At 60.8% G+C, this 23,899-nt stretch carries 23 protein-coding genes and 1 other RNA gene; 12 read left to right on the forward strand and 12 right to left on the reverse strand.

Going from position 1 to position 23,899, the window contains the following annotated elements; genetic code table 11:
* Positions 1–134: 134 nt before the first annotated feature.
* On the forward strand, positions 135–296 hold the full coding sequence (locus A6U86_RS35750) for a hypothetical protein (protein WP_169055381.1): 162 nt from the start codon (positions 135–137) through the stop codon (positions 294–296).
* Positions 297–344: 48 nt separating this feature from the next.
* Here the strand turns inward: A6U86_RS35750 and A6U86_RS31760 are convergent, their stop codons facing one another.
* Together A6U86_RS31760 and A6U86_RS31765 are read right to left on the reverse strand one after the other, a co-directional pair.
* Positions 345–1,262 (reverse strand): PhzF family phenazine biosynthesis protein, encoded by a 918-nt coding sequence (locus A6U86_RS31760; protein WP_068400274.1) that lies wholly within the window; start codon positions 1,260–1,262, stop codon positions 345–347.
* A gap of 134 nt (positions 1,263–1,396) precedes the next feature.
* Positions 1,397–1,777, reverse strand: a complete 381-nt coding sequence (locus tag A6U86_RS31765; protein WP_068400540.1) for a helix-turn-helix domain-containing protein — start codon at positions 1,775–1,777, stop codon at positions 1,397–1,399.
* A gap of 47 nt (positions 1,778–1,824) precedes the next feature.
* Here A6U86_RS31765 and A6U86_RS31770 point away from each other — a divergent pair, with 47 nt between their 5' ends.
* The 3 genes from A6U86_RS31770 to A6U86_RS31780 are packed head-to-tail and all read left to right on the forward strand — an operon-like array spanning position 1,825 to position 3,534.
* Positions 1,825–2,634 (forward strand): SDR family NAD(P)-dependent oxidoreductase, encoded by an 810-nt coding sequence (locus A6U86_RS31770; RefSeq protein WP_068400277.1) that lies wholly within the window; start codon positions 1,825–1,827, stop codon positions 2,632–2,634.
* Positions 2,635–2,680: 46 nt separating this feature from the next.
* Positions 2,681–2,881, forward strand: a complete 201-nt coding sequence (locus tag A6U86_RS31775) for a hypothetical protein (protein ID WP_068400279.1) — start codon at positions 2,681–2,683, stop codon at positions 2,879–2,881.
* Complete coding sequence (locus A6U86_RS31780) at positions 2,881–3,534, forward strand: hypothetical protein (RefSeq protein WP_068400282.1); 654 nt, start codon at positions 2,881–2,883, stop codon at positions 3,532–3,534. Before A6U86_RS31775 ends, A6U86_RS31780 begins: the two co-directional genes overlap by 1 nt.
* A gap of 120 nt (positions 3,535–3,654) precedes the next feature.
* Here the strand turns inward: A6U86_RS31780 and A6U86_RS31785 are convergent, their stop codons facing one another.
* The 6 genes from A6U86_RS31785 to tkt all read right to left on the reverse strand — a co-directional run bounded on the left by A6U86_RS31785 (position 3,655) and on the right by tkt (position 11,985).
* Positions 3,655–4,680: a class I fructose-bisphosphate aldolase gene (locus A6U86_RS31785; protein ID WP_068400284.1), complete on the reverse strand. Its 1,026-nt coding sequence runs from the start codon at positions 4,678–4,680 to the stop codon at positions 3,655–3,657.
* Positions 4,681–4,892: 212 nt separating this feature from the next.
* Positions 4,893–6,095: a phosphoglycerate kinase gene (gene pgk / locus A6U86_RS31790; protein WP_068400286.1), complete on the reverse strand. Its 1,203-nt coding sequence runs from the start codon at positions 6,093–6,095 to the stop codon at positions 4,893–4,895.
* 72 nt (positions 6,096–6,167) lie between these two features.
* Positions 6,168–8,018 (reverse strand): potassium/proton antiporter, encoded by a 1,851-nt coding sequence (locus A6U86_RS31795; RefSeq protein WP_068400541.1) that lies wholly within the window; start codon positions 8,016–8,018, stop codon positions 6,168–6,170.
* A gap of 319 nt (positions 8,019–8,337) precedes the next feature.
* A complete protein-coding gene (locus tag A6U86_RS31800; RefSeq protein ID WP_068400289.1) occupies positions 8,338–8,925 on the reverse strand; it encodes a putative glycolipid-binding domain-containing protein in 588 nt (195 codons plus the stop codon).
* A gap of 2 nt (positions 8,926–8,927) precedes the next feature.
* Complete coding sequence (gap, locus tag A6U86_RS31805) at positions 8,928–9,938, reverse strand: type I glyceraldehyde-3-phosphate dehydrogenase (RefSeq protein ID WP_068400291.1); 1,011 nt, start codon at positions 9,936–9,938, stop codon at positions 8,928–8,930.
* Positions 9,939–10,002: 64 nt separating this feature from the next.
* Positions 10,003–11,985, reverse strand: coding sequence for a transketolase (gene tkt / locus A6U86_RS31810; protein WP_068400294.1), 1,983 nt, complete (start codon positions 11,983–11,985; stop codon positions 10,003–10,005).
* A gap of 405 nt (positions 11,986–12,390) precedes the next feature.
* Here tkt and A6U86_RS31815 point away from each other — a divergent pair, with 405 nt between their 5' ends.
* The 3 genes from A6U86_RS31815 (at position 12,391) to ssrS (ending at position 13,316) form a co-directional block, all read left to right on the forward strand.
* Positions 12,391–12,666 carry a DUF4164 domain-containing protein gene (locus A6U86_RS31815; protein WP_077469497.1) on the forward strand — a complete coding sequence of 92 codons (276 nt, stop codon included), beginning with the start codon at positions 12,391–12,393 and terminating at the stop codon, positions 12,664–12,666.
* Between the two features lie 47 nt (positions 12,667–12,713).
* Positions 12,714–13,091, forward strand: coding sequence for a cell division protein ZapA (locus A6U86_RS31820; protein WP_068400300.1), 378 nt, complete (start codon positions 12,714–12,716; stop codon positions 13,089–13,091).
* A 66-nt stretch (positions 13,092–13,157) separates the two neighbouring features.
* Positions 13,158–13,316, forward strand: a non-coding RNA gene (gene ssrS, locus A6U86_RS31825) — 6S RNA.
* A 73-nt stretch (positions 13,317–13,389) separates the two neighbouring features.
* Here the strand turns inward: ssrS and A6U86_RS31830 are convergent.
* The gene (locus A6U86_RS31830) at positions 13,390–15,189 is read right to left on the reverse strand and encodes a chloride channel protein (RefSeq protein ID WP_068400303.1); all 1,800 of its coding nucleotides are present in this window, start codon (positions 15,187–15,189) and stop codon (positions 13,390–13,392) included.
* Between the two features lie 125 nt (positions 15,190–15,314).
* Here A6U86_RS31830 and A6U86_RS31835 point away from each other — a divergent pair, with 125 nt between their 5' ends.
* Positions 15,315–15,752 (forward strand): MarR family winged helix-turn-helix transcriptional regulator, encoded by a 438-nt coding sequence (locus A6U86_RS31835; protein WP_068400305.1) that lies wholly within the window; start codon positions 15,315–15,317, stop codon positions 15,750–15,752.
* 39 nt (positions 15,753–15,791) lie between these two features.
* On the opposite strand, the gene A6U86_RS31840 is transcribed toward A6U86_RS31835, so the two are convergent.
* Positions 15,792–16,508 (reverse strand): SDR family oxidoreductase, encoded by a 717-nt coding sequence (locus A6U86_RS31840; RefSeq protein ID WP_068400309.1) that lies wholly within the window; start codon positions 16,506–16,508, stop codon positions 15,792–15,794.
* A 45-nt stretch (positions 16,509–16,553) separates the two neighbouring features.
* Positions 16,554–17,201 (reverse strand): SDR family NAD(P)-dependent oxidoreductase, encoded by a 648-nt coding sequence (locus A6U86_RS31845; RefSeq protein WP_068400544.1) that lies wholly within the window; start codon positions 17,199–17,201, stop codon positions 16,554–16,556.
* Between the two features lie 101 nt (positions 17,202–17,302).
* Between A6U86_RS31845 and A6U86_RS31850 the strand changes: the two genes are divergently transcribed.
* The gene (locus tag A6U86_RS31850; protein ID WP_068400312.1) at positions 17,303–18,166 is read left to right on the forward strand and encodes a helix-turn-helix transcriptional regulator; all 864 of its coding nucleotides are present in this window, start codon (positions 17,303–17,305) and stop codon (positions 18,164–18,166) included.
* Between the two features lie 9 nt (positions 18,167–18,175).
* Here A6U86_RS31850 and A6U86_RS31855 read toward each other — a convergent pair whose 3' ends face one another.
* The gene (locus tag A6U86_RS31855) at positions 18,176–18,499 is read right to left on the reverse strand and encodes a helix-turn-helix transcriptional regulator (protein ID WP_068400315.1); all 324 of its coding nucleotides are present in this window, start codon (positions 18,497–18,499) and stop codon (positions 18,176–18,178) included.
* 67 nt (positions 18,500–18,566) lie between these two features.
* Here A6U86_RS31855 and A6U86_RS31860 point away from each other — a divergent pair, with 67 nt between their 5' ends.
* The 3 genes from A6U86_RS31860 to A6U86_RS31870 all read left to right on the forward strand — a co-directional run bounded on the left by A6U86_RS31860 (position 18,567) and on the right by A6U86_RS31870 (position 23,790).
* On the forward strand, positions 18,567–19,049 hold the full coding sequence (locus A6U86_RS31860) for an SRPBCC domain-containing protein (protein ID WP_068400317.1): 483 nt from the start codon (positions 18,567–18,569) through the stop codon (positions 19,047–19,049).
* A gap of 737 nt (positions 19,050–19,786) precedes the next feature.
* Positions 19,787–22,396 (forward strand): bifunctional lysylphosphatidylglycerol flippase/synthetase MprF, encoded by a 2,610-nt coding sequence (gene mprF / locus A6U86_RS31865; protein ID WP_068400320.1) that lies wholly within the window; start codon positions 19,787–19,789, stop codon positions 22,394–22,396.
* Positions 22,393–23,790: a virulence factor gene (locus A6U86_RS31870; protein ID WP_068400322.1), complete on the forward strand. Its 1,398-nt coding sequence runs from the start codon at positions 22,393–22,395 to the stop codon at positions 23,788–23,790. Before mprF ends, A6U86_RS31870 begins: the two co-directional genes overlap by 4 nt.
* Positions 23,791–23,899: the final 109 nt, after the last annotated feature.

A 23,899-nucleotide genomic window follows, 5' to 3' on the forward strand; every position in this document is an offset into this window, starting at 1 on the left:
CTATCGGCGTGTAGAAACAGTCTGTTGGCGCGGAAAAATGTCCGTCCTATGACGATTAGAGCATGATCGCGAAAACTGTGCAGCGGTTTTTGGTCGCGGCCATGTTCATTCTTGCGCAAACGGGGAAAAATAGCGTGACAAAAGTCATCGCGGTGCTGCTGTTGCTCGCCATGGCGGTGCATATCATCAAGCCATTGGGGCTGCCGGGCCTCAGGCGTCGAGCGGATTTCTGGAAGATCGCCATCATCGCCTTTGCCGTCTGGACGATCGCACTGATCATCAACGAGACGTTTTAGCGCGTTTCGAGCCTCGATTTGGCCTTCCAGGTGCAGTGCGCTTGCAGCTTAAAGCCGGACCTCGCCACGCATGGCTTGGACGCAGCTTCCCGAGAGCAAGACTTCGTTTACCAAGCCCGCGGATTTCCTGACATCGACATTGATCAGGCTGCGCCGCCCCATCTCCACGCCTTGTTCGATGGTGATCCTGATCTCGGCATCGCGGGCCGAGAGCAGCGAGGTCAGGTAGGCTCCGAGCGCAGCCGAAGCGCTGCCGGTAGCCGGGTCTTCGATGACATTGTCGAGCGGCGCGAACATGCGGGCACGGATATGCCACGGGTTTTCGGCCGAACGCGTGTAGAGAAAGAGCGAGAAACCGGTCTTGTCTTCCTTATGCCGCGTGGCTGCTTCGGCGAAAACAGCAGCGTTCGGGCGAGCCTTGCCTAGGGTATCGAGACCGTCCAGTTCGGCAAAGGCAAAGGGCAGGCCAACGGAGACAAATGTCGGCGCATGCGTTGCCCGGAGGATTGATCGCGGGTCGATCTGAACGCAGCGGGCAATCAGCTCGTCGGCAACGGTCCCGCCAATCGTAAGCGGCCCCGGAGCGCGTATGCTGGCGCCGGTGACGCCTTCACCACTGCGCAGCAATGTCACATTCACCAGGCCGGCATCCTCTTCGAAGATCAGCCTGTCACCTACGGGCTTGCCGAAGATCTCCGGTTGCTGGCCAAGCGCAAAGGCGGTGCCGACATTGGGATGGCCGGCAAAGGGGATTTCCGCCGTCGGCGTGAAGATGCGGACGCGGGCCGTGTGATCCGGATCTGCCGGTGGTAGCACGAAAGTCGTTTCGGAATAGCCGAACTCGGCCGCGATCTTCTGCATGGTTTCGCCGGTGAGGCCGCGCGCATCTGGAATGACGGCCAAGGGATTGCCGACGAAGCGCTCCGAGGTGAAGACATCGACGGTGACATAGGCGACGGTGTTCATGGCGGCTCCCGATGGCTGTCATAGGACTGCTAGGGATATAACCGCAGGCCGGGCATGGCTGAATGCCGGAACTTGTGCCGGTGACAAGTTCGGATGATCAGCTCGATTCGTGTCAGGCCAAACGCGGGTGGGCCCTAGCCTTCGACGACATGGCCTATTGAGAACTCCCGCGCCGCCATCAGGACCGGCATCAGCGCTCGACCGGCATCGGTCAGCTGGTATTCGACGCGCGGTGGCTGCTCGGCGAAGTCTCGCCTTGCGACAAGCCGATCATCCTCCAGCTCTCGCAGGTGTTGCGTCAGCATCTTCTGTGAAATGCCCGGCATGTCGCGTTTCAATTGCGAGGTCCGCATCGATGGCTCTGCGAAAAGCCGGAACAGGATCGGAAGTTTCCAGCGCCCGCTGATCATTCGAAGCACCCTGGTGACATGCGCCACGGATCCGTCGGGACCAAGGCATACCGCACGCTCTTCTCGTTCTACAGGCACTTTAAAGTGCGTAATTGTCTCGACCATCGTTCTGTTCTTTTGTGAGCTATCGATTTCAACATAGGTATCGCGCAATGGATTTGAAACTGGACGGAAAGACGGCGCTCGTCACCGGTAGCAGCAAGGGCATAGGCGAGGCGATCGCCCGGGGGCTCGCTCGCGAGAAGGCGGTGGTTATCGTCCATGGCCGCGACAGGACGCAGACGGAACGGGTTGCCCGAGACATCGTCGCCGAGGGAGGGCAGGCCTATGCTGTCGTCGGCGATCTCACGATCGATGACGAGGTGCGGTGGTTCGTCGATGAGGCACAGGCGCTTGCCGGCCCGATAGATATCGTGATCAACAATGCCGGCGGATCCGGCGAGGCGGAGGATTGGACGAACAGCCGCGCCGCTTCATGGGCCTCCGCCTACGATCGCAATGTTCTTGCTGCGGTGAGAGTAACAACCCTGCTGCTGCCGAGAATGCGGCAGGCCAAGTGGGGACGGGTGGTCAATATTTCCAGCCTGGCCGGTTTGATGCCACCAGCCTCGCGGCCGGATTATTCCGCGTGCAAGGCCGCCATGAACGCAATGACCGCCTCGATGGCGAAAGCAGTCGCGGCCGACGGCATCACGGTCAATACGGTATCGCCCGGCACGATACATAGCGGCAGGCTGGATGCCCGGTTTCGCGAGGTCGCCATGGAGCAGGGGCTTGCGCAAGACGCTTCGTGGGAGGCGATCGAACAGGCCGTGCTGCCGATGTTCGCCCAAGTGCCTGTCGGGCGGGTGGGAACCCTGGAGGAGATAGCCGATGCAGTTTCCTTCCTCGTCAGCCCACGGGCGGCGTACATAACCGGCGTCAATCTGAGGGTCGATGGCGGGATGTTGCCGACGATTTAGGGAGGTCGTTGAATATCATCCCGTTCGGTCGGTCAGGGAATTGCTGATGGTTGCGAATGCCGCCGGCTTCTGCAATCGTCGCGCTTTGATTTGTCGGCTGAGTTATCGCGTGGCGCGTAATCACACACCAGAAGAAGTGACGAGCATACGCATCTTTGGGACGCTGTTGGCGATCGCCTTTATGGCACTGCTGGCCTTCGCCCATGGTTTCGGGTGCAGCCTCGGGACTATCCGCGTGCTGATCTGATGGCCGCCAAGCAATATGTAGACGGACTTAATCCGAATACACTCATTCCTTTGTTCCCCGATAACCAGCCGGTATCACGATTGGCGACAGGTGAACCGCTGGGCGATCAAGCGATCAATGACCTGAAGCTGGCTCGTCCTTCCTTGTTTCGGCGCGCTTGGGGGCTGGCCGATATCGAGATTGTCGTAATATCTAACTTCCTTCATATGACAGCGGCGGAGAGACAAAAGGCGTTAGCTGGCTACAGCCTTCGCAGTAACACCAGTGCAATGTTGCTGGATGCCCACCCGACAGATAACGGGTGCATTGTCTATCGCTACACAGAAAATGGCTGGTCGGAGGGCGGATTTCTATTGGTCGACCCCGCCGCGGGATCAATGACTGCCGCCGATGTCAGTTCATGCGTCATCGCGGGCTTTGACCATCTTCTTGGTGTTCCGACGGAGGACGGAAGGTTTGATTTCCGCAGGTTTCCAAGGCCAGGTGTCAGCATGGTCGTGCTCGACTATCTGCGCCATTGCGCAGAGATCGGTGAAACGCATGTCTCACCCAGGCAATCCTCCAATTATGGCGTGACCAATTTTCCCTCTATTCAATGCATAAGCCGAGGAATCGGCGAGGCGATAAATCGTTCTCCAGCAAAAGGCAGTTGACTGATTTTGACGAGTTCCAGAGGCGATCTCTGGAGGATGGCGCACCTCGTTTCAACATCAAACCAAAAAGCCCCGACCGCATGGCGATCGGGGCTTTGTTCATTCAAACGCCAGCTGAAATCAGGCAGCCTGTTCGCGGTCCTTGGTCCAGCTGCCCTTGGCGGCGAGATAATTCATCTCGGCGCGGTGGGTGAAGGCGCGCTGGCCGGCGGCGACGTTTTCCGGCTTGCCGCCCCAGGCCTTCAGCGCGCTGTCCTGCAGGGCGCGGCCATAGGAGAAGGTGACGTTCCAGGGCAGGTCATAGCCGGAGTTGATGGCGGAGAGGTGGGCGGTTGCTTCTTCGGTCGTCTGGCCGCCGGAGAGGAAGGCGATGCCGGGAACGGCCGAAGGCACGGTTTCCTTGAGAACCTTGACGGTGCGCTCGGCAACCTGCTCGACGGAGGCCTTGCGGACCTTCTTGCCGTCGATGACCATGCTCGGCTTCAGGATCATGCCTTCGAGCTTGATGCGCGCTTCGGCGAGTTCCTGGAAGACGATCTGCAGCGTCCAGCGGGTGACTTCTTCACTGCGGTCGAGGCTCTGGGTGCCGGGTTCGCCATCCATCAGCACTTCCGGCTCGACGATCGGGACGATCTTTGCCTGCTGGCAGAGGGCAGCGTAGCGGGCGAGCGCATGGGCATTCGCCTTGACGGCACCAAAGGTCGGAAGCGTGTCGGAAATGGCGATCACGCCGCGCCACTTGGCGAAGCGGGCGCCGGCGTCATAATATTTCGCCAGGCGATCGGCGAGGCCATCGAGGCCTTCGGTGACGGTTTCGCCGGGGAAGCCGGCCAGCGGCTTGGCGCCGATATCGACCTTGATGCCTGGAATGCTGTCTGCTGCCCTGATGACGTCGACGAAGGGCGTGCCGTTCGCAGCCTTCTGGAAGAGGGTTTCCTCATAGAGGATGACGCCGGAGATGTATTTCTTCATCGCTTCGTCGGAGCGGAAGAGCATTTCGCGATAGTCGCGGCGGCTCTCTTCCGTTGATACGAGAGAGATGGTGTCGAAGCGCTTCTTATTCGTGGCGGTGGATTCATCCGCTGCGAGGAGGCCCTTGCCACCGGCAACCATCTTTACGGCAATGTCTTCAATTCGTTCGCTCATTTTGTTTCTCCAAGGCGATTTCAGTCGGCGACAGGATCAATATAGATCGGCGATAACAGAAGTATAGAAGGAGGGAAATGGTCGGCTAACTAATTGAAACGATTGAAATGATTTCAACCGTTTGAAACTTTCGGGGCTCATCTTAGCACTCACAGGAAAGCCGCGAAAGCCTTCGCCTTCGCGGCTCCTGTCACTCGTTTGTGCGAAGCTGCTTACTTGGTGGCCTGAAGGACGGCAACGCCCGGAAGAACCTTGCCTTCCATCCATTCGAGGAAGGCGCCGCCTGCGGTCGAGACATAGCTGAAGTCATCGGCAACGCCGGCATGGTTGAGCGCGGACACCGTATCACCGCCGCCCGCAACCGAGGTCAGCTTGCCGCTTTTGGTGCATTCGGCCGCATATTTGGCGACTGCAACGGTAGCGGCGTCGAAGGGGGTGATTTCGAAGGCGCCGAGCGGGCCGTTCCAGACCAGCGTCGTGGCGCGGCCGATCCAGCTCTTGATCGACTCGACCGACTTCGGGCCGACATCGAGCACCATGGCATCTGCCGGAATGGCTTCGATGGAGACGACCTCATTATCGGCACCAGCCTTGAATTCGCGGGCGACGACGCCGTCATCCGGCAGGACGATGGCGCAACCGGAGGCGGCGGCCTCGATCATGATCTGCTTGGCAGTGGCGGCGAGGTCATGTTCGCACAGCGACTTGCCGACATTCGTGCCGCGGGCGGCGATGAAGGTGTTGGCCATGCCGCCGCCGATGACGAGCGCGTCGACCTTCTTCACGAGGTTCATCAAAAGGTCGATCTTGGAGGAAACCTTGGCGCCGCCGACGATGGCAACGACCGGGCGAACCGGGTTGCCGAGGCCCTTTTCCAGGGCTTCGAGTTCGGCCTGCATGGTGCGGCCGGCATAGGCCGGCAGAAGGTGGGCAAGACCCTCGGTCGAGGAGTGGGCGCGGTGCGCAGCAGAGAAGGCGTCGTTGACGTAGATGTCGCCATTGGCGGCAAGCGCCTTGGTGAAGGCCGCGTCGTTCTTTTCTTCTTCCTTGTGGAAGCGGGTGTTCTCAAGCAGCAGGATGTCGCCATTGTTCATCTTGGCAACCGCGTCGGCAGCCGGGGCGCCGATGCTGTCGGAGGCGAAGAGAACGGCGTGATCGAGAACTTCCTCGACGGCCGGCACGATGAGGCCGAGGGAAAGGTCGGGCGAGGGGCCATCCTTCGGGCGGCCGAAATGGGCGAGCAGGATGACCTTGGCACCCTTTTCGGACAGTTCGAGGATCGTCGGCGCGACGCGCTCGATGCGGGTTGCATCGGTGACTTTACCATCCTTGACCGGCACGTTGAGGTCAACGCGCACGAGAATGCGCTTGCCGGTGATGTCGTTGAGATCGTCAAGGGTCTTGAAGGCTGCCATGGGGAGGATCCAATATTGTTGGTGGCGTGAAGCGCGCCGACCATACTACGGATGATCGGAGACGCAAGGCGTTCAGGCGTCGTTTTTGCCGGCGGTTGAATCGTTTGAAACCGCTCCTTCCGGGCGCTCGCGGCGCTTCTGCAGATAGCTGCGGAGGCTCTTCAGAATATCGTAGAGATTGATGAAGATCGGCAGGATGACCGGCGGCTCCACCGCCTCCAGCGACATGCCGACAGACTGGATATGGTCGTTCTCGTCGAGATCGCGGACTATGAGGATGATCTCGCCGAGGCGGATGCGATCCGCATAGTCGGCCTTGCCGCCCAGGCGCTGGCGCATGAGTTCGGCGATGGTGAGACCTTTTTCCTGCTCGCTCAGGAGGCCTGGCCCGTAGGCCGCGTCGAGATCGGCGGCGGGGCGCAACGGTGAGATCGAGAAGGCGCCGAAGAATTCGGCATCATCTGGATCGACCGGGGCGCGGCTGGCAAAGAGACGGTCGAGCAGGCGTGAATAGTTGGGCGAGATGAAGAGATAGACGATATCGTTTTCGCGCAGGCGGCCGGCATATTGATAGCGCATGGATTTGCCGTCGCGCACGATGAGCGAAGGTATCGCCCAGCGCGGAATACGCTCGCCGCGCAGAACCGCGCTGTCCTTGAAGACACGGTAGGAAATCAGCTCGTGGTTGACGGCGCCCGGCAGGTCGACCTCGACCTTGTCGATCGCGCCCATGCGCCGGGGAACGATAAGGGCGAGGCGGCGCGCCATGGGCTTGATCGTCCAGCCCTGGACGAGCAGCGATACCAGCACGACGATGAAAGCGACGTTGAAATAGGTCTGCGCCCTCTCGAGATTGCCGAGGATCGGCATGATGGCGAGCAGGATGGAGACCGCGCCGCGCAGACCAACCCAGGCGACGAAGCCGGTCTCGCGCTGGGTATAGTCGAAGGGGAGCAAGCAGAGCCAGACGGCGATCGGCCGGGCGACGAAGATCAGGAACAGCGCCAATGCGATCGCCGGGATGGCGATGGCGGGAAATTGCGATGGCGTGGCGAGCAGGCCAAGCACGAGGAACATGATGATCTGCGCCAGCCATGTCATGCCGTCCTGGAAGCGCTTGATCGAGGCCGAAGCAGGCATCTTGCGATTGCCAGCATAGATGCCGGCGACATAGACGGCCAGGAAGCCGCTGCCGCCGACCGCGCCGGTAAACGAGAAGACGAGGAGCGCCAGCGCCAGCACGAAGATCGGCGTCAGGCCGCGATCGGTATCGAGGCGGCTGACGATGAGGACGATCATCATGCCGCCGAGCAGGCCGAGGATGACGCCGAGCCCCATCTGCTGGACGAAGGTCGCCAGCATGACGATGTTGATGCCGGCATAGCCTTCGCCGCTCGCCAGCAGCTGGACGAGGGCCAAGGTCAGGAAGATGGCCATCGGGTCGTTGGTGCCGGATTCGACTTCCAAGGTCGAGCGCACCTTGTCGCGGATATTGATGCCGCCGATGCGCAGCAGGAAGAAGACGGCGGCGGCGTCGGTGGAGGCGACGATCGAGCCGAGCAGCAGGCCTTGCAGCCAGGTGAAGCCGAGCAGCCAGGTGGCGGCAAGGCCGAACAGGCCTGCGGTCACCAGAACGCCGGCGGAAGCGATGGTCAATGCCGGCGCCGCTGCGAGCTTGAAGGCCTGGATCGGCGTGCCGTAGCCTGAATCGAAGAGGATGATGGCCAGCGCCAGCGAGCCGAGGATATAGGCGAGATAATTGTTGGAGAATTCGATGCCGAGACCATCGGTGCCGGCGGCAAGGCCAATCATCAGGAACAGCAGCAGCAAGGGTGCGCCGAAACGGAAGGCGATGAGGCTCGAGAAAGCCGCTATCAGGACCAGGACCGTGCTGACCAGCACGATGACGTAAAATGCCTCCACCTTTTCATTCCCCTCTTCCGTGCGCCGCTGCCCGGACCAGAGGCCCGGGATATAAGAAATCCCTCCGTCATCCATTATGGCGTTGCGCCGCAGCGATTGGCAAACACGGTATCGTGCGAGCAGGGTCTTGAAATTGAACCTGCTCCGACGATTGCAACGTCATGGTGTGATGCGCCTCGCCAGAACGGCAAAGCGGCTTGGAATACCCTGGGAGATTTCCTGCTCAAAATTTATTGGTAAATCTGGACCATAGCAGGGCAGGGTACGAAAAGATTCGAAATGTTTTTACGACGATGCGCGGGTCGGCATCTACTCCTAATCAGACGTCGACGCGCCTGAAGTAGATCGGATAGTCGATCACGAGACCATCGGCGTCGACGGGCAGGTCCACGGTGAAGGCTCGGTCCTGCGCTGCGTAGCGATAGAGCTTTTCCGGCACGATGCAGGTGTAGTGCTGGCCATCGCACACAGGCTCGAAACTGTCGAAGGGAATATAGAGCATCGAAAGCTTCGCCGTTCCGTCTTCCGGCTGCAGCTCGAGCCGGCGGATTGGCAGGCTGTTGGTGAAGGGCGAACCATAGAGATCGATGTCGATGCATCCGTCGAATTGCGGCAAGGCACGGCCGTCTTCGGTGCGCCAGCGACCCTTGCCGTCGGAGAGCAGGGCAAGGCGTCGGCCATCCGTCGTTTCGACGCTAAAGGATAGAACGGCCCAGTCGGCGGCGCAGTCGATGCGGTAGAAGACGCCGTAGGGCAACCCGCCGCGACCTCCTACAATAACGCCACTGGCGCGAATGGTCGCGCCAGTGGCCGTGTCGTTAATTGGGGCTATCGTCAGGTGCTCCAGCCCGTCTCCCTCGATCGGACGCCAGCGCACTGTCGTCGGAAGGAGAGGGCGGAAGACCATGATCAGATCAGTTTGGCAAGTGCGACGGCCGTATCGGACATGCGGCTGGAGAAGCCCCATTCGTTGTCGTACCAGGACAATACGCGCACGAAGTTGCCTTCCATGACCTTAGTCTGGTCGGTCGCGAAGATCGACGAATGGCTGTCATGGTTGAAGTCGCGAGAAACCAGCGGCTCGTCGGTGTAGCCGAGGATGCCCTTCAGCTTGCCGTTCGACGCAGCCTTGATGGCTTCGTTGATTTCGCCGACCGTCGTTGCCTTCTTGGCCACAAACTTGAAGTCGACGACCGAGACGTTCGGGGTGGGAACGCGGATCGAGGTGCCGTCGAGCTTGCCCTTGAGGTGCGGCAGGACGAGACCAACGGCCTTTGCGGCGCCGGTCGATGTCGGGATCATGGACAGGGCTGCGGCGCGGGCGCGGTACAGGTCCTTGTGCATGGTGTCGAGCGTCGGCTGGTCACCCGTGTAGGAGTGAATGGTCGTCATGAAGCCATGGTCGATACCGACGGCGTCGTCGAGAACCTTGACGACCGGCACCAAGCAGTTCGTGGTGCAGGACGCGTTGGAGATGACCAGGTGCTCCTTGGTGAGCTGGTCGTGGTTGACGCCGAATACGACGGTCAGGTCGGCGCCGTCGGCAGGAGCCGAAACGATGACGCGCTTGGCGCCGGCCGTCAGGTGAGCGGCCGCCTTGTCGCGGGCGGTGAAGATGCCCGTGCATTCCATGGCGATGTCGACGCCGAGATCGCGGTGCGGCAGGGTTGCCGGATCCTTGATGGCGGTAACCTTGATCGGCTTGCCGCCGCCAACGATGATCGTGTCGCCTTCGACCTTCACTTCGGCCGGAAACTTGCCATGGATGGAGTCGTAGCGCAGCAGGTGCGCATTGGTCTCGACCGGGCCGAGGTCGTTGATGGCAACGACTTCGATGTCGGTACGGCCGGATTCGACGATGGCGCGCAGAACGTTACGGCCGATACGGCCAAAGCCGTTAATGGCTACTTTTACAGTCATTGAAATTCACTCCCGTTCACTCAGGGTGTTTATCTATTGGATTTGAGAGCGCTTGTCAGCGCCCTCAGGAAAGCTTTGCCTCAGCAGCGGCGACCACAGCTTCGGTGGTGATGCCGAAGTGCTTGTAGACGTCCTTGTAAGGAGCCGAAGCGCCGAAGCCTTTCATGCCGATGAAGGCACCTTCCGGCCCGATGAAGGCATCCCAGCCTTCGCGAACGCCGGCTTCGACCGCAACCTTGACCGGCGAGTTGCCGATGATTTCCTTGCGGTAGGCGTCGGGCTGCTCGAAGAAGAGCTCGGTGCAGGGAACGGAAACGACACGGGTGGAAATGCCCTTGCCCTCGAGAGCCGTGCGGGCAGCGACGGCCAGTTCGACTTCGGAGCCCGAAGCGAAGATCGTCACCTTGGCGTCGGCATTGCCGGCCAGCGTGTAGGCGCCGAGTTCGCAGAGGTTCTTTTCGCTGTATTCCGTACGAGCGGCCAACAGGTTCTGGCGGGTCAGCGCGAGGCCGGACGGACGGTTGGTCGACTTGATGGCGATCTGCCAGCACTCGGCCGTTTCCGTGGCGTCAGCCGGGCGGAAGAGCTGGAAGTGCGGGATGGCGCGCAGGCTGGCGACCTGCTCGACCGGCTGGTGGGTCGGGCCGTCTTCGCCGACGCCGATGGAATCATGCGTCAGGACGTGGATGGCGCGGATGCCCATGAGGGAAGCGAGGCGGAGCGGCGGGCGGCAATAATCCGAGAAGATCATGAAGCCGCCGCTGTAGGGGATGAGACCGCCATGGAGCGCGATACCGTTCATTGCGGCAGCCATGCCGTGCTCGCGGATGCCCCAGTGCATGTAGCGGCCGGAGAAATCGGTCGGGGTGATCGACTTCATCTGGCTGGTCTTGGTGTTGTTCGACGGCGTCAGGTCGGCGGAGCCGCCGATCGTTTCCGGAATGAAGCCGTTGATGACTTCCAGCGCATCTTCCGATGCCTTGCGGGTTGCAAGCGTCGGCTTGGTCTCGGCAAGCTTCTTCTTGTAGTCGCTGATGGCGGCGTCGAAACCGGCTGGCAGCTCGTGGGCAAAACGGCGGGTAAACTCAGCCTTCTTGGCAGCGTCGGCACTGGCAAGGCGGCCTTCCCAGGCTTCGCGGGTGCCGATGGAGCGTTCGCCGGCAGCACGCCATTCACCGAGAATGTCGTTCGGGATGACGAAGGGCTCGTAGGGCCAGTTCAGCGCAACGCGGGTCGCGGCAATTTCCTCGGCGCCGAGCGGCGAACCGTGAACCTTGTGGGTGCCCTGCTTGTTCGGGGCGCCGAAGCCGATGATCGTCTTGCAGGCGATCAGGGTCGGGCGGTCGGACTTTTGGGCGGCTTCGATGGCGGCTTCGATGGCGGCCTGGTCATGACCGTCGATTTCGATCGTGTTCCAGTGAACGGCCTTGAAGCGCATGATCTGGTCGGTCGAGTCCGAAAGCGAGACAGCGCCGTCGATGGTGATGGAGTTATTGTCCCAGAACAGGATCAGCTTGTTGAGCTTGAGGTGGCCGGCAAGCGCGATCGCCTCATGGCTGATGCCTTCCATCAGGCAGCCGTCGCCGCACATGGCATAGGTGTAGTGATCCTGCAGTTCCGAACCGAATTCCTCGCGCAGCTTGCGCTCGGCGATGGCCATGCCGACGGCATTGGCAATGCCCTGACCGAGCGGGCCGGTGGTGGTTTCGATGCCGGTGGCGTGACCATATTCCGGATGGCCGGCGGTCTTGGAGCCGAGCTGGCGGAAGCGTGTCAGTTCATCAACCGTCATGTCCGGGTAGCCGGTGAGGTAGAGAACCGAATAGAGCAGCATCGAGCCGTGGCCGGCCGACAGGACGAAACGGTCACGGTCCGGCCAAAGCGGGTTCTTGGGGTCAAACCGCAGATATTTGCTAAAGAGAACAGTGGCAACATCGGCCATGCCCATAGGCAAACCGGGGTGACCGGAATTGGCCTTCTCGACAGCATCCATGGCAAGGAAACGGATCGCATTTGCCATCCGGTCGTTTTGTTCGCGAGAGATCATGGGTTTTTCCGCAATGTTCCGGGTTCGGGGGATGGCCGCACGCTTGGGAGGGAAGCCATCGGTTGAAAGGCGGGCAGAAGGGAGACAGACGGTCCTCTGAACTCCATTTTCAACGTCGCCTCAGACGGCTGAGACATAGCAGTTGGGGCGAGCAAGTCAATAAATCGAGGACCCAATCCGGGGCCGCTGCGGCAATTTTTTAACATTTGCCCGTTCACTTTTACAAAAGACGACAATGATGCGACAAAGCCTGTAGGACAGGCAAAGGCAGCATTCATCCACAGAATAGGGTGCCTGCCGCATGGCCGCCTTTATTGACGTGCAGTCGCCGAGTTGAATATTGTTGCGAAATCAGACAAGTGGCCGGATGTTTTGATTCGGGCCTTGCGCGGAGTATCGAAGGCCATGACACCTTCAGGCAAAACGGTAGATGCAGCGCTTGCCCAATTGCGCCAGGCGCTTTCCACTTTGGAGAGTGCGGTTGACGGACGGTTCGAGCGCGAACGTGCACATAGCGACATAGAAGGCGAGGTGCGGCGGGTTCATACCGATCGTTCGCGCCTGGCCCAGGAACTTGATCAGGCCGAGTTCCGTGCGAACCGGCTCGAGGAAGTCAATCGTGAGGTGTCGCGCCGGCTCGTTACGGCGATGGAAACCATAAGAGCCGTGCTGGACCGCTGATCCCTCGGGAGGCAGCCGCCGTGGCACGGCAATGATCGGAAAGTCGAATGGCACAAGTAACGGTAACGATCGACGGCAAAGCCTACCGGATGGCCTGCGAAGAGGGGCAGGAAGATCATCTGACGGATCTGGCCAATCGCTTCGACCGCTATGTGCTGCATCTGAAGAGCCAGTTCGGAGAGATCGGCGATCTCAGGCTGACCGTCATGGCCGGCATCATGATCATGGATGAGGTTTCGGAGCTGACGCGCCGCGTCTCGGCGCTCGAAGCCGAGCTGGAAACGCTCACCAGCAACCGCGATATGACGGTTGCGGCCAATGCGCGCGCCGAGGAGACGCTGGCAAGCGTCATCGACGAAGTGACCATGCGCATCAGCGGCATCACCGAGAAGCTGATAGCCCGGCCGGGCACGGAGCAGGCTTGAGTTTATTTCTGCGGATGCCGGCTGGGGCCCTCTGGTACAAAGCCTCAAAGCTCTTTATATAGTTCAGGCGGTCTGCGCTTCCCGACAGGAACCACAATCCCTGGGGCCATACTCGATCCAAAGGGAGCTGTCCCTGGCTAGGCCCCTGGGCTTAGACACACGGCGCCCACCTACGTTTGTAGGCACCCAGGATCGTAAACATCCATCGGTCGTCGTGGATCGCTCTTCAAGTTTCTTGGCTGATGGTAAGGAAGGCGCCGCGCAGTTCTTGTGCCGCGCTGACGCCACTCCTCCTCCCCTAACGTTTTGATCCGAGATAGGCGCCGCGTTCGAGTTCGGCGCGATTGGTCGCGCTGCGCAGTCGCAGCAGGTCTTTGCGGGCGATCAAGCCCACCAGTCGCCCGGTTTGCGCCTCGACGACGGGAACGCGGCCCGTATCGGCATGGATCATGATGTCGGCAACACGCCCGACCGTATCCTCCAGATGGGCGACCGGAATGGACGTATCCGAGATCACATCATAGAGCGATTGATCCATCAGGTCCGGCTTGCTCTGCCACCGCAAGGCATCGGCGCGCGAGATCATGCCGACCAGCCGGGCGTCGCCGTCGACGACGGGATAGAAGCGATGGGCACCGACGCGTTCCGTCATATAGGCCAGCGCTTCCGATAGCCGCATGGTGGCGGGCAGGGTATCCACCTTGGCGATCATGATATCGGCGGCCCGCGTCAGCTCGAAGGGGTCGATGCCGTATTCGCGGGTGATGTGCTGGCCGCGACGGGCGATCTTTTCCGTGAGGATTGATCGTTTGAGCAGCAGCACGGTGACGGCATAGGCGGCGACCGTCGCCGCAAGCAGCGGTATCAGCGCTCCCATGTCTCCCGTCAGTTCCATGGCGAAGAAGGTGCCGGTTAGCGGTGCGCGCATGGTGCCGCCCATCATGGCTGCCATGCCCAGCAGTGCCCAGAAGCCAGGGTCACCAGGCAGGACGAGACCCACCAGCCAGCCCAGCGCGCCGCCGAGAATGAGGAGCGGCGCCAGCACGCCGCCTGAGGTGCCGGAGGAGAGAGCGACCAGCCAGATGCCCGCCTTGACCAGGAGGATTGCGAGAACGGCGCCTGCCGCGACCCGGCTGTGCAGGAGGTCGGCGATGATGTCGTAGCCGACGCCGAGGGCGCGAGGCTCGATCAATCCACCGAGGCCGACGACCAGGCCGCCAAGCGCCGGCCACCACATCCAGTGGATCGGCAGCGTCTCGAACGCGTCCTCGATGCGGTAGAGCAGCGTCGTCAGCAGGCCGGATTGCAGACCGGAGATGATGCCGAGGCCGGCGGCGAGCAGAATGCCCCACCAGGAGAGCGTCGTTTCGAAATGGGCTGGAAACAGCGCGCCGCTATCGATCAGCAACGGCCGCCAAACGACTGAAACGCAAGCTGCGACAGCGACCGGAATGAAGCTGCGCGGCTTCCATTCGAACAGCAGCAATTCGACCGCGAGCATGACAGCCGCAATCGGCGTGCCGAATACCGCCGTCATGCCGGCCGCGGCGCCGGCGACCAGCAGCGTCTTGCGCTCGGCGGCGCTCAGATGAAAAAGCTGCGCGAAAAGCGAGCCGATGGCGCCGCCGGTCATGATGATAGGGCCTTCCGCGCCAAAGGGGCCGCCGGAGCCGATGGAGATGGCCGATGACAGGGGCTTCAGCACCGCCACTTTCGGCGACATGCGGCTGCCGCCGATCAAGATGGCTTCGATCGCTTCCGGAATCCCGTGGCCGCGGATCTTCTCCGAACCGTAGCGAGCCATCAGGCCGATGACGAGGCCGCCGACTACAGGGGCCGCCACCATCCATGGCGAGCGTGCCACTGTGCTGAAGGAGAGTGGCGCGGTGCTGATCTTGAACAGCCAGACGGCATTGCTGACGAGCGCGATGAGCTTGATCAGCACCCAGGCGGCAAAGGCTCCGCCGGTGCCGACCACGAGCGCCATGGCGATCAGCAGCAACACGCGCTTGTCGGTGGTAAAATCGCCATTGTCCTTTCGCGATGCGCCGCCGGAGAAATCGTGGCCATGATTTTGTGAGGTAGTGGTGTCCTGCATCGGCGACCTTCTGTGCTAAGCGTGCGCGGCCGTCATTCGGCCGCTTTTGGCGTCGAGATGGCAAATATATCGTAATGCGATATAAATCAACAGAGATCGCTAATTGCGGCAATGAGGACGATTTGATGGTGCAGAGTTCGGATGAGACCTTGTCGCAGGCGGATTACGAGGCGCTGGCCACATTGCGCTACACACTGCGCAAATTCACTGATTTCAGCACATCGGCAGCGCAGGAGGCCGGCCTGCCGCCGCAGCAGCATCAGGCATTGTTGGCCATCAAGGGCAATCGGCAGGGCGAGGCGATGACGATCGGCATGCTGGCGGAGCGGTTGCTGATCGCGCCGCATACAGCGACCGAACTTGTGGGGCGGCTGATTGATGCCGGCTATGTCACGCGGCATCCCGATCCCGTCGACAAGCGCCGGCAGACGCTGCGGCTGACGGAGCAATCCGAAGAGGTGTTGCTGCGGCTGAGCGCCATCCACCTGCGCGAAATCCGCGACATGGCGCCGGAACTCATCGAGATCCTCAAGCATCTACAGGCGGATGTGCGTAATAACTGAAGGAGCCATTGCCGCTACGGGGCAGCAATGGCCTAGGGATTATTGACCGAGGCGGATGCCGCCGTCGCAGATCAGCGTGTGGCCGCTTGTAAAGCCGTTGCCGATCAGGAAGCTGATGGCCTCGGCGATCTCCTGCGGGCGGCCGACGCGGCCGACTGGCGTGCGTGCCGCGAATCCGGCAAAGGTCGGCTCTTTCTGGTCAGCGCTCAGGAAATCCCACCAGGGCGTGTCGACGACGCCAGGCGAAACGCAGTTCACCCGGATCGGCTTGAGCTCGACGGCGAGAATCGGTGCGAGGGCGGCAATGGCGGCATTGATGGCTCCGAGCCCCGCAGTTCCGGGCATGGCCGCCTGGGCCGAGACGGCGGAGACGAAGGTGATGCTGCCCTGCTTCGACAGGTGGGGAAGGCAGGCCTGCGCACAGGCAAAATGCGCCATCGTCTTCTGTTCGAAGCCCTTCCTGAGATCGGCGAGATCAACAGTGGCGAAAGGACCTGCGCCGTTGCCGCCGCCCAAAGCCAGGACGAGGTGATCGAGCGGTCCGATTGCGTCAAAAGCGTTGGCAAGGCCGGTAAAGTCAGCCGCATCCATAACGGCAGCAGTGACATCGCCATTCAGGCCTTGCGCCGCTGTCTGGAGCTTCGCTGCGTCGCGACCTGTGATCGTGACACGATATCCTTTTTCGAGAAGATGGACAGCAGCCGCAAGGCCGATGCCGGATGAACCGCCGACAATAACAACGTGTTGAGACGACATGGGTGTCTCCTTTCTGGGGTAGGGGAGTGTATGGGAGGTTGTGGTTCAGGTGAGGTCGGTCAGGCTTTGGCTGAATGTTCGCAGCTTTTGGCGCGCAGCCGTGTCGTAGGCTTGCGCGCTGGCGCGGGCAGCGCGCAGCCCATCGAAATAGAGGCCAGTGCGTCCAACCAGATCGTCGCTTATTGCCAGATTGAGGATGGCATCGGCGCCTTGATCGACGGTGCTGATCGGCGTGACGCCCGACAGGCGCACCATGGTCGTATCCATATAGGTCGCCGGGTGCAGGCAGTTGGCGGTGATGCCGGCGCCGGCCAGTTCCTCAGCGAGATCGAAGGTGAACATGATCTGCGCCAATTTGCTCTGGCAATAGGCTCGCACGCCGCTATAGCCGCGCGTCAGCATGACATCGGAGAAGTCGATTGCCTGTTGGCCGGCGGAGGAGACATTGACGACGCGGGCTGGGCTGCCTGCCTTTAATAGCGGCAGGAGACGATGGGTCAGCAGGAAGCCGGCGAGATAGAAGGCCGCCTTTCCGCCGGCGTTGTGGATGCGGGAGACCAGATTTTCGGCGCGTGCGGCGTTGCGGCCATGCACCAGCACCGTGGCACCTGTCGCCGCCAGTCTTTCCGCAACCCTGCGGCCGACACCATCCGTCGAACCTGTGATCAGGATCGTCTTGCCGCTCATGTCCATCGCAACTGCCTCCGTCATGTCTCTGACCTGATATTTGGCAGCTTGCAAAAGCGATAAACAGTTCTGGCTTTATCCTAGTATTGATCCTGCTATGATAAGCGATGACCATCAATCAGAGCCAGACCGTTCTCGAAGTCAGACGTCGCGAATTCGGCGCCTTTCTGCGTTCCCGCCGGGAGAAGCTGACGCCATCAGGCGTCGGGCTGCCGGAGGGATTTCGGCGGCGCACGCCGGGGCTCAGGCGCGAGGAAGTGGCGCTTCTCGCCGGCGTCGGCACCACCTGGTACACATGGCTGGAGCAGGGGCGGGACGTTCGCGCCTCATCGGAGGTTCTGTCGGCACTGGCGGATGCGCTTCGGCTCGATCCCGCCGAGAGGCGACACCTCTTCACCCTCAGCGATCGGCCGCCGGCTGAGGCGCCGTCACGCGGGCCTGAGGATGTGCCGGATGCGCTGCGGCGGATGCTCGCGAGCCTTGCAGGGCAGCCGGCCTATGTCCTCGGCAGGCGCTGGGACGTGCTGGCTTGGAACGCGGCAGCGGTCGCGCTTTTCGGCGATTACAGCCAGTTGCAGGGGGATGCGCGCAACAGCGTCCATCGCGTGTTCACCGATCCTGCCCATCGGCAGCTTCTCGTCGATTGGGAGATCGTGGCGGCAAATTCGCTTGCGATGTTCCGTGCCGACAGCGCCCGCTACGCCGGCGATCCCGATTTCGAACGGCTGATCGCCACCTTGACGCAGGTCAGCCCGGAATTTCGCGCCTGGTGGCCGAGACAGGACGTCTTGCGGCCGCTTACCGGTCACAAGCGCCTCCGTCATCCCGAAGGTGGGCTGATGACATTCGAATATACCGCTCTTGCCGTCATGGACCGGCCCGACATTAAGCTGGTGGTCTATACGCCGCTCGACGAGGATGGGACGAGTGGCAAATTGAAGGAACTGTTGCGCCGGAACAGCGCGGCGTAATTTCTCGTTTCAGCTCTCCATGTCGCTTTTCAGCCGATCGAGGATGGACAGTGCGTGCCCTGCATAGGCGCTGATCCAGCGGTCGTGGATCTGCTTTATCGGAAGGCTGTTCAGATGGTTCCAGCGCTCCCGACCTTCTTTCCTGGCGATAACGAGGTCCGCCTCCTCCAATACCTTCAAATGCAGCATCACCGTGCAGCGGTCCATATCCGCGAAGGTCTCGCAAAGCATTCCCGTCGTCCGCGGCGCCTCCTTGAGAAGGTCGAGGATTTCGCGCCGGCGACGATGCGCAAGGGCCTTGAAAATGAGGTCGCTGTCTGATTCGTTTGACATGTTATATTTTTATAACATAATGGGGCCGCTCGCAATCGTGCGGCAATCAATTTGCGGAGGAGACGCCATGACATTGAATGTTCGTATTTCAGGCCGGATTGGCCGCAAGGTCGAGGAGGTCTTCGACGCCGTCGTCAATCCGAAAAAGCTGTCGAGCTATTTCACCACCGTCGGCGGTGCCAGCGCGCCGCTGGTGGCGGGAACGACCGTCATCTGGTGGAAGGACGCGCCGGTCGAAGTCGAGGAGCTGGAGGTCAACCGGCGGATCGTCCTTCGCTGGGACGGCGGTACCGGTGAGGATGGCATCCGCTACAAGACCAAGGTGGAGATGACGTTCGATCCGCTGGATGATGGCGGCACGCTGGTGATCATAGAGGAATCCGGCTGGCGCGAGGACGAGGCCGGCCGTCGCGGCACCTACCTCAACTGCGAGGGCTGGACGCAAATGCTCTGCTGCATGAAGGCCTTTGTCGAATATGGCATCAACCTGCGCGAAGGCTTCTTCCTCAGCGAGATGCGCGGCGAGCCGGCGGAGGCGCCGGATCGTTGATGCCCGGCGGCGCTCTCTGCCGCCGGTCCGAGAGTAGTGAGGCGCGTGCTGCCCTCCGCTTCTGCCTTTAAAGCCCATTTCCAGTGCTGCCGTCGGCGCCGGGAATGGGCTTTTTGCTGCCGGCGACACAGGCGATCCCGGGATGCCGAGAGCAGCTTCCGCCGCATGGAAGCACCTTTCCGTCTAGCCACTCGACCCAGGGAGAACGAAATCGCCTCGATCATTGATCTTCCGGCCGGGCGCACCCCGCAGGTTTGGTTGACGGAGTGACCTATTCATCTATCTTGCGTTGTAGCAACCTCGATGATCGGAAGAGGCGCGTCTCTTCCTCGCTTTGGAATCGACCTGCCGGCATTGCCTGCAGAACCCCGGCTGCGACTACGCGGCGACCATCGTTTGGCGGAAAGAAAATGTTCGTCCGAAAGCTGTTCCGGGGCAGGTGACCGGGCTACAAATTCCTGATAGGGAGCTGCGCTTAAGGTGGGATGCGAAGATCACTTTTGTGTGTGGGGCACGTTCAAAAGCAGTGTGAGTGGCGAATTTCTTTAAATAATCGTGAATTCACTGCCGGCGGAACAAGGTCTGCGCCAAAATTGCCTAAATTCAGAATGATGGGAGCGCGCGTAATAACGGGCTCATTGAAAGCAGTGTAAAGCGGTGACGCGAACATAGGTCGCCGGTGTTACTGAATATCCGAACAATCGGGACCGGCGAAGGTCAATATAAACAGGTAGAGCATGTCGAGCCCAATCGATCTGGAACAAGCCGATGAGGAATTGGAAGAGCGCGGCGGTATCGTCGGCTTTCTCAATCGCTACCGCACGCTGATTGTCGCTGTCCTCACCGTTGCCGTCTTCTGTCTTGCTGCCTATGCGATCTTCGATCTGACCAATGAAGTCCGCTACGACGACGTCGTGCATGCCTTGACGACGACGAAGATTTCCTCGGTGCTGCTGGCGCTGCTGTTCACGGGTCTGAGCTTTGCCTCCCTGATCTATTATGACCAGAACGCGCTCGATTATATCGGCAAGCGGCTGCCGTTTCCGCATGTCGCGCTGACATCGTTCAGCGCCTATGCGGTGGGCAACACGGCCGGCTTCGGCGCGCTGAGCGCCGGCGCAATCCGCTATCGCGCCTATACCCGGCTGGGTCTCTCGCCTGATGACATCACTCGCGTCATCGCATTCGTCACGCTTGCCTTCGGTCTCGGCCTTGCTGCCGTCGGCGCCATCGCGCTGCTTGTGATCGCAGATGAGATCGGGCCGCTGATCGATGTCGACGGACTGTGGCTGCGTCTGGTTGCCGTTGCCATTCTCGCGGCGCTCGCATTCGTCATCTTTATCGGACGCAACGGGCGCGAAGTGCGGATCGGGCCGATCGCCGTTCGCCTGCCGGATTCGCGCACCTGGTCGCGGCAGTTCCTGGTGACGGCATTCGACATTGCCGCTTCCGCCTCGGTGCTCTACGTGCTGCTGCCGGAATCCTCCATCGGCTGGCCGGGTTTCTTTGCGATTTATGCCATCGCGGTCGGTCTGGGCGTACTCAGCCACGTTCCGGCAGGTTTCGGCGTTTTCGAGACCATCATCATCGCCTGGCTCGGCAGCTCGGTGAACGAAGATGCCGTGTTGGGTTCGCTCGTTCTTTATCGCGTCATCTACAACGTCATTCCGCTCGTCATCGCCATTGCGGCGATCTCGGTGGCGGAATTGCGCCGGTTTGTCGATCATCCGGCCGCGTCCAGCATGCGCCGGGTCGGCGGGCGCCTCATGCCGCAGCTGCTGTCGGCCTTTGCACTGCTGCTGGGCATGATGCTGATCTTTTCGAGCGTGACGCCGACGCCGGACCAGAACCTGATCGTCCTTTCCGACTATCTGCCGCTGCCAGTCGTCGAAAGCGCGCATTTCTTTTCCAGCCTTCTCGGACTGACGATGGTCGTCGCCGCGCGTGGCCTCGGTCAGCGTCTGGACGGTGCCTGGTGGGTTTGTGTCTTCTCGGCCGTGCTGGCGCTTTTGCTGTCGCTGCTGAAGGCCATCGCCATCGTCGAGGCCGGATTGCTGGCATTCCTCGTCTTCAGTCTCATCGTCAGTCGCCGGCTGTTCACCCGGCCGGCCTCGCTGCTGAGCCAGACGTTGACCGCCGGCTGGCTGACGGCGATTGCGGTGATCTGCATCGGCGCCATCGTCATTCTGTTCTTCGTCTATCGCGATGTCGGATACAGCAACCAGCTATGGTGGCAGTTCGAATTTGCCGATGAAGCGCCGCGCGGGCTTCGCGCAGCACTTGGCATTTCCATTCTGTCGTCGGCGATCGCGATCTTCAGCCTGCTGCGTCCCGCAACGAAGCGTCTGGAGCCGGTAACGGAAGATGTGGTGGCGCGTGCCGTGGCGATCGTCCGCAAGCAAGGCATCGCCGACGCCAATCTGGTGCGCATGGCCGACAAGAGCATCATGTTCTCGGAAAAGGGCGATGCTTTCATCATGTACGGCAAGCAGGGCCGCTCGTGGATTGCCCTTTTCGACCCGGTTGGCCCGCGCCACGCACTCCCGGATCTTATCTGGCGCTTCGTCGAGGCTGCGCGCTCGGCGGGGTGCCGTTCCGTCTTCTATCAGATCTCGCCGGCGCTGCTGTCCTATTGCGCGGATGCGGGTCTGCGGGCTTTCAAGCTCGGTGAACTGGCGGTGGTCAATCTCTCGAATTTCGAGCTAAAGGGCGGCAAATGGGCCAACCTTCGGCAGACGGCAAGCCGTGCAGTTCGCGATGGACTAGAATTTGCCGTTATCGAGCCTCAGGATATACCTGATGTGATGGATCAGCTTACCCATGTGTCTGAGACATGGCTTGCCGATCATAATGCCAAGGAAAAAGGCTTTTCGCTGGGCGCGTTCGATCCGGACTATGTGACTTCACAGCCGGTGGGCGTATTGAAGAAGGATGGTAAGATCGTCGCTTTTGCGAATATTCTGATGACGGAGACCAAGGAAGAGGGATCCGTCGATCTGATGCGTTTCTCGCCTGATGCTCCGAAGGGGTCGATGGATTTTCTGTTCGTGCAGATCCTCGAATACCTCAGGGAGCAAGGCTTCCATCGCTTCAACCTCGGCATGGCGCCGCTTTCAGGCATGTCGAGACGAGAATCGGCACCGGTTTGGGACAGGGTCGGGGGGACCGTTTTCGAGCACGGTGAACGTTTCTACAATTTCAAAGGGCTTCGTGCCTTCAAATCAAAGTTCCATCCCGAATGGCAGCCGCGCTATCTGGCTGTGTCGGGAGGTGTAAGTCCCATGATCGCGTTGATGGATGCCACATTCCTCATCGGGGGCGGACTTAAGGGGGTCGTGAGGAAATGATCTTGAAATACGCAATGTCATTGGCTTTCGCATGCATGTTGTCGATGGGCCTGCTGGTGTCTGGTTCGGCAAGGGCTGACGAAGACGATACCAAATACGATCTGGGCATGATCCCGGCGCCGCATATCCTGCGTCCGCAAGGCAAGGTGACGAGTGAGGTCGTGCTGATCTCCGACGTCGCCGGCTGGGGCGACAAGGAAAAGGCGGTTGCCGAGAAGCTCGTTACCAGCGGCTCGCTTGTCATCGGCATCGATTATCCGTCCTTCCTGACCTCGCTGAACAAGTATGATGTCAGCCAGAACGACGGCTGCATCTACATCGTTGCGGATCTGGAATCGCTTAGCCAGCAGGTGCAGCGGTCCTTCGCCGACAGCACCTACCAGCTGCCTGTCATCGCCGGCGTCGGTGCAGGCGGCGCCATGGCGCTGACGATTGCAGCGCAGACGCCCGATGCGACCGTCGCAGGCACGCTTGCCGTCGATCCGACCGCCGGCATCGGCTTGAAGCAGGAGCTTTGCACGCCGGCCGAGAAGAAGACCGATGGCGACATGGTGTCCTTCGGCCTGCAGGACGGTGCCTTGCCCAATCCGATCATGGTCACCTTCACCTCGAAGGCCCCGAAGGACGGACGCGATCATGTCGAGGAGATCCAGAAGGATCATCCTGAAGTCCAGACCACGGATTCCGATCTCGACGATACATACGCGACGCTCGAGGCTTCGCTGACGGATCTGATGAAGTCGATCGACAGCGCGAAATCGCCGCTCGGCCTGCCTGTCGATGTCATGGAGACGACGCCCACCGAAGACACGCTTGCGATCGTCTATTCGGGCGATGGCGGCTGGCGCGATATCGACAAGGAAGTCGGCAGCTATCTGCAGGACCAGGGCATTCCGGTAGTGGGCGTGGATTCGCTGCACTATTTCTGGTCGGAGCGGTCTCCGCAACAGACGGCCGACGATCTCGCGCGCATGATCCAGTTCTACACCAAGCGCTTCAAGGTCAAGCATGTCGTGCTGATCGGCTATTCGTTCGGCGCCGATGTGCTGCCGGCGAGCTACAACCGCCTGAAGCAGCCCGACAAGGATAAGATCGTGCAGATGTCCCTCCTGTCGCTGTCGAAGAAGGTCGATTACGTGATTTCGGTCATGGGTTGGCTCGGAGCTTCAAGCGAGGGCAAGGGTGGTGATCCCATCAACGACCTCAAATCGGTCAATCCGAAAATGGTGCAATGCATCTACGGCAAGGACGACGACGAGGATGTCGGATGCCCGCTGCTGAAAGGCACCGGCGCCGAAGTCATCGCCATGGATGGCGGCCACCATTTCGACGACGACTACGAGGCGCTGTCGAACCATATCATCAATGGCCTTAAGAGCCGCCTCGGCGAATAATCGATGCTTGATACGCGCGGCCGGCCTGTGCCGCGCGTATGTGTTCTTGCGGCCTCGTCGTAATGCGAGGCCGTTTGCGCTTATGGGTCGGCTAGGCGAACGGAGTGCT

Origin of the sequence: Rhizobium sp. AC27/96 (assembly GCF_001692325.1) — a bacterium.
Lineage (GTDB): Bacteria > Pseudomonadota > Alphaproteobacteria > Rhizobiales > Rhizobiaceae > Rhizobium.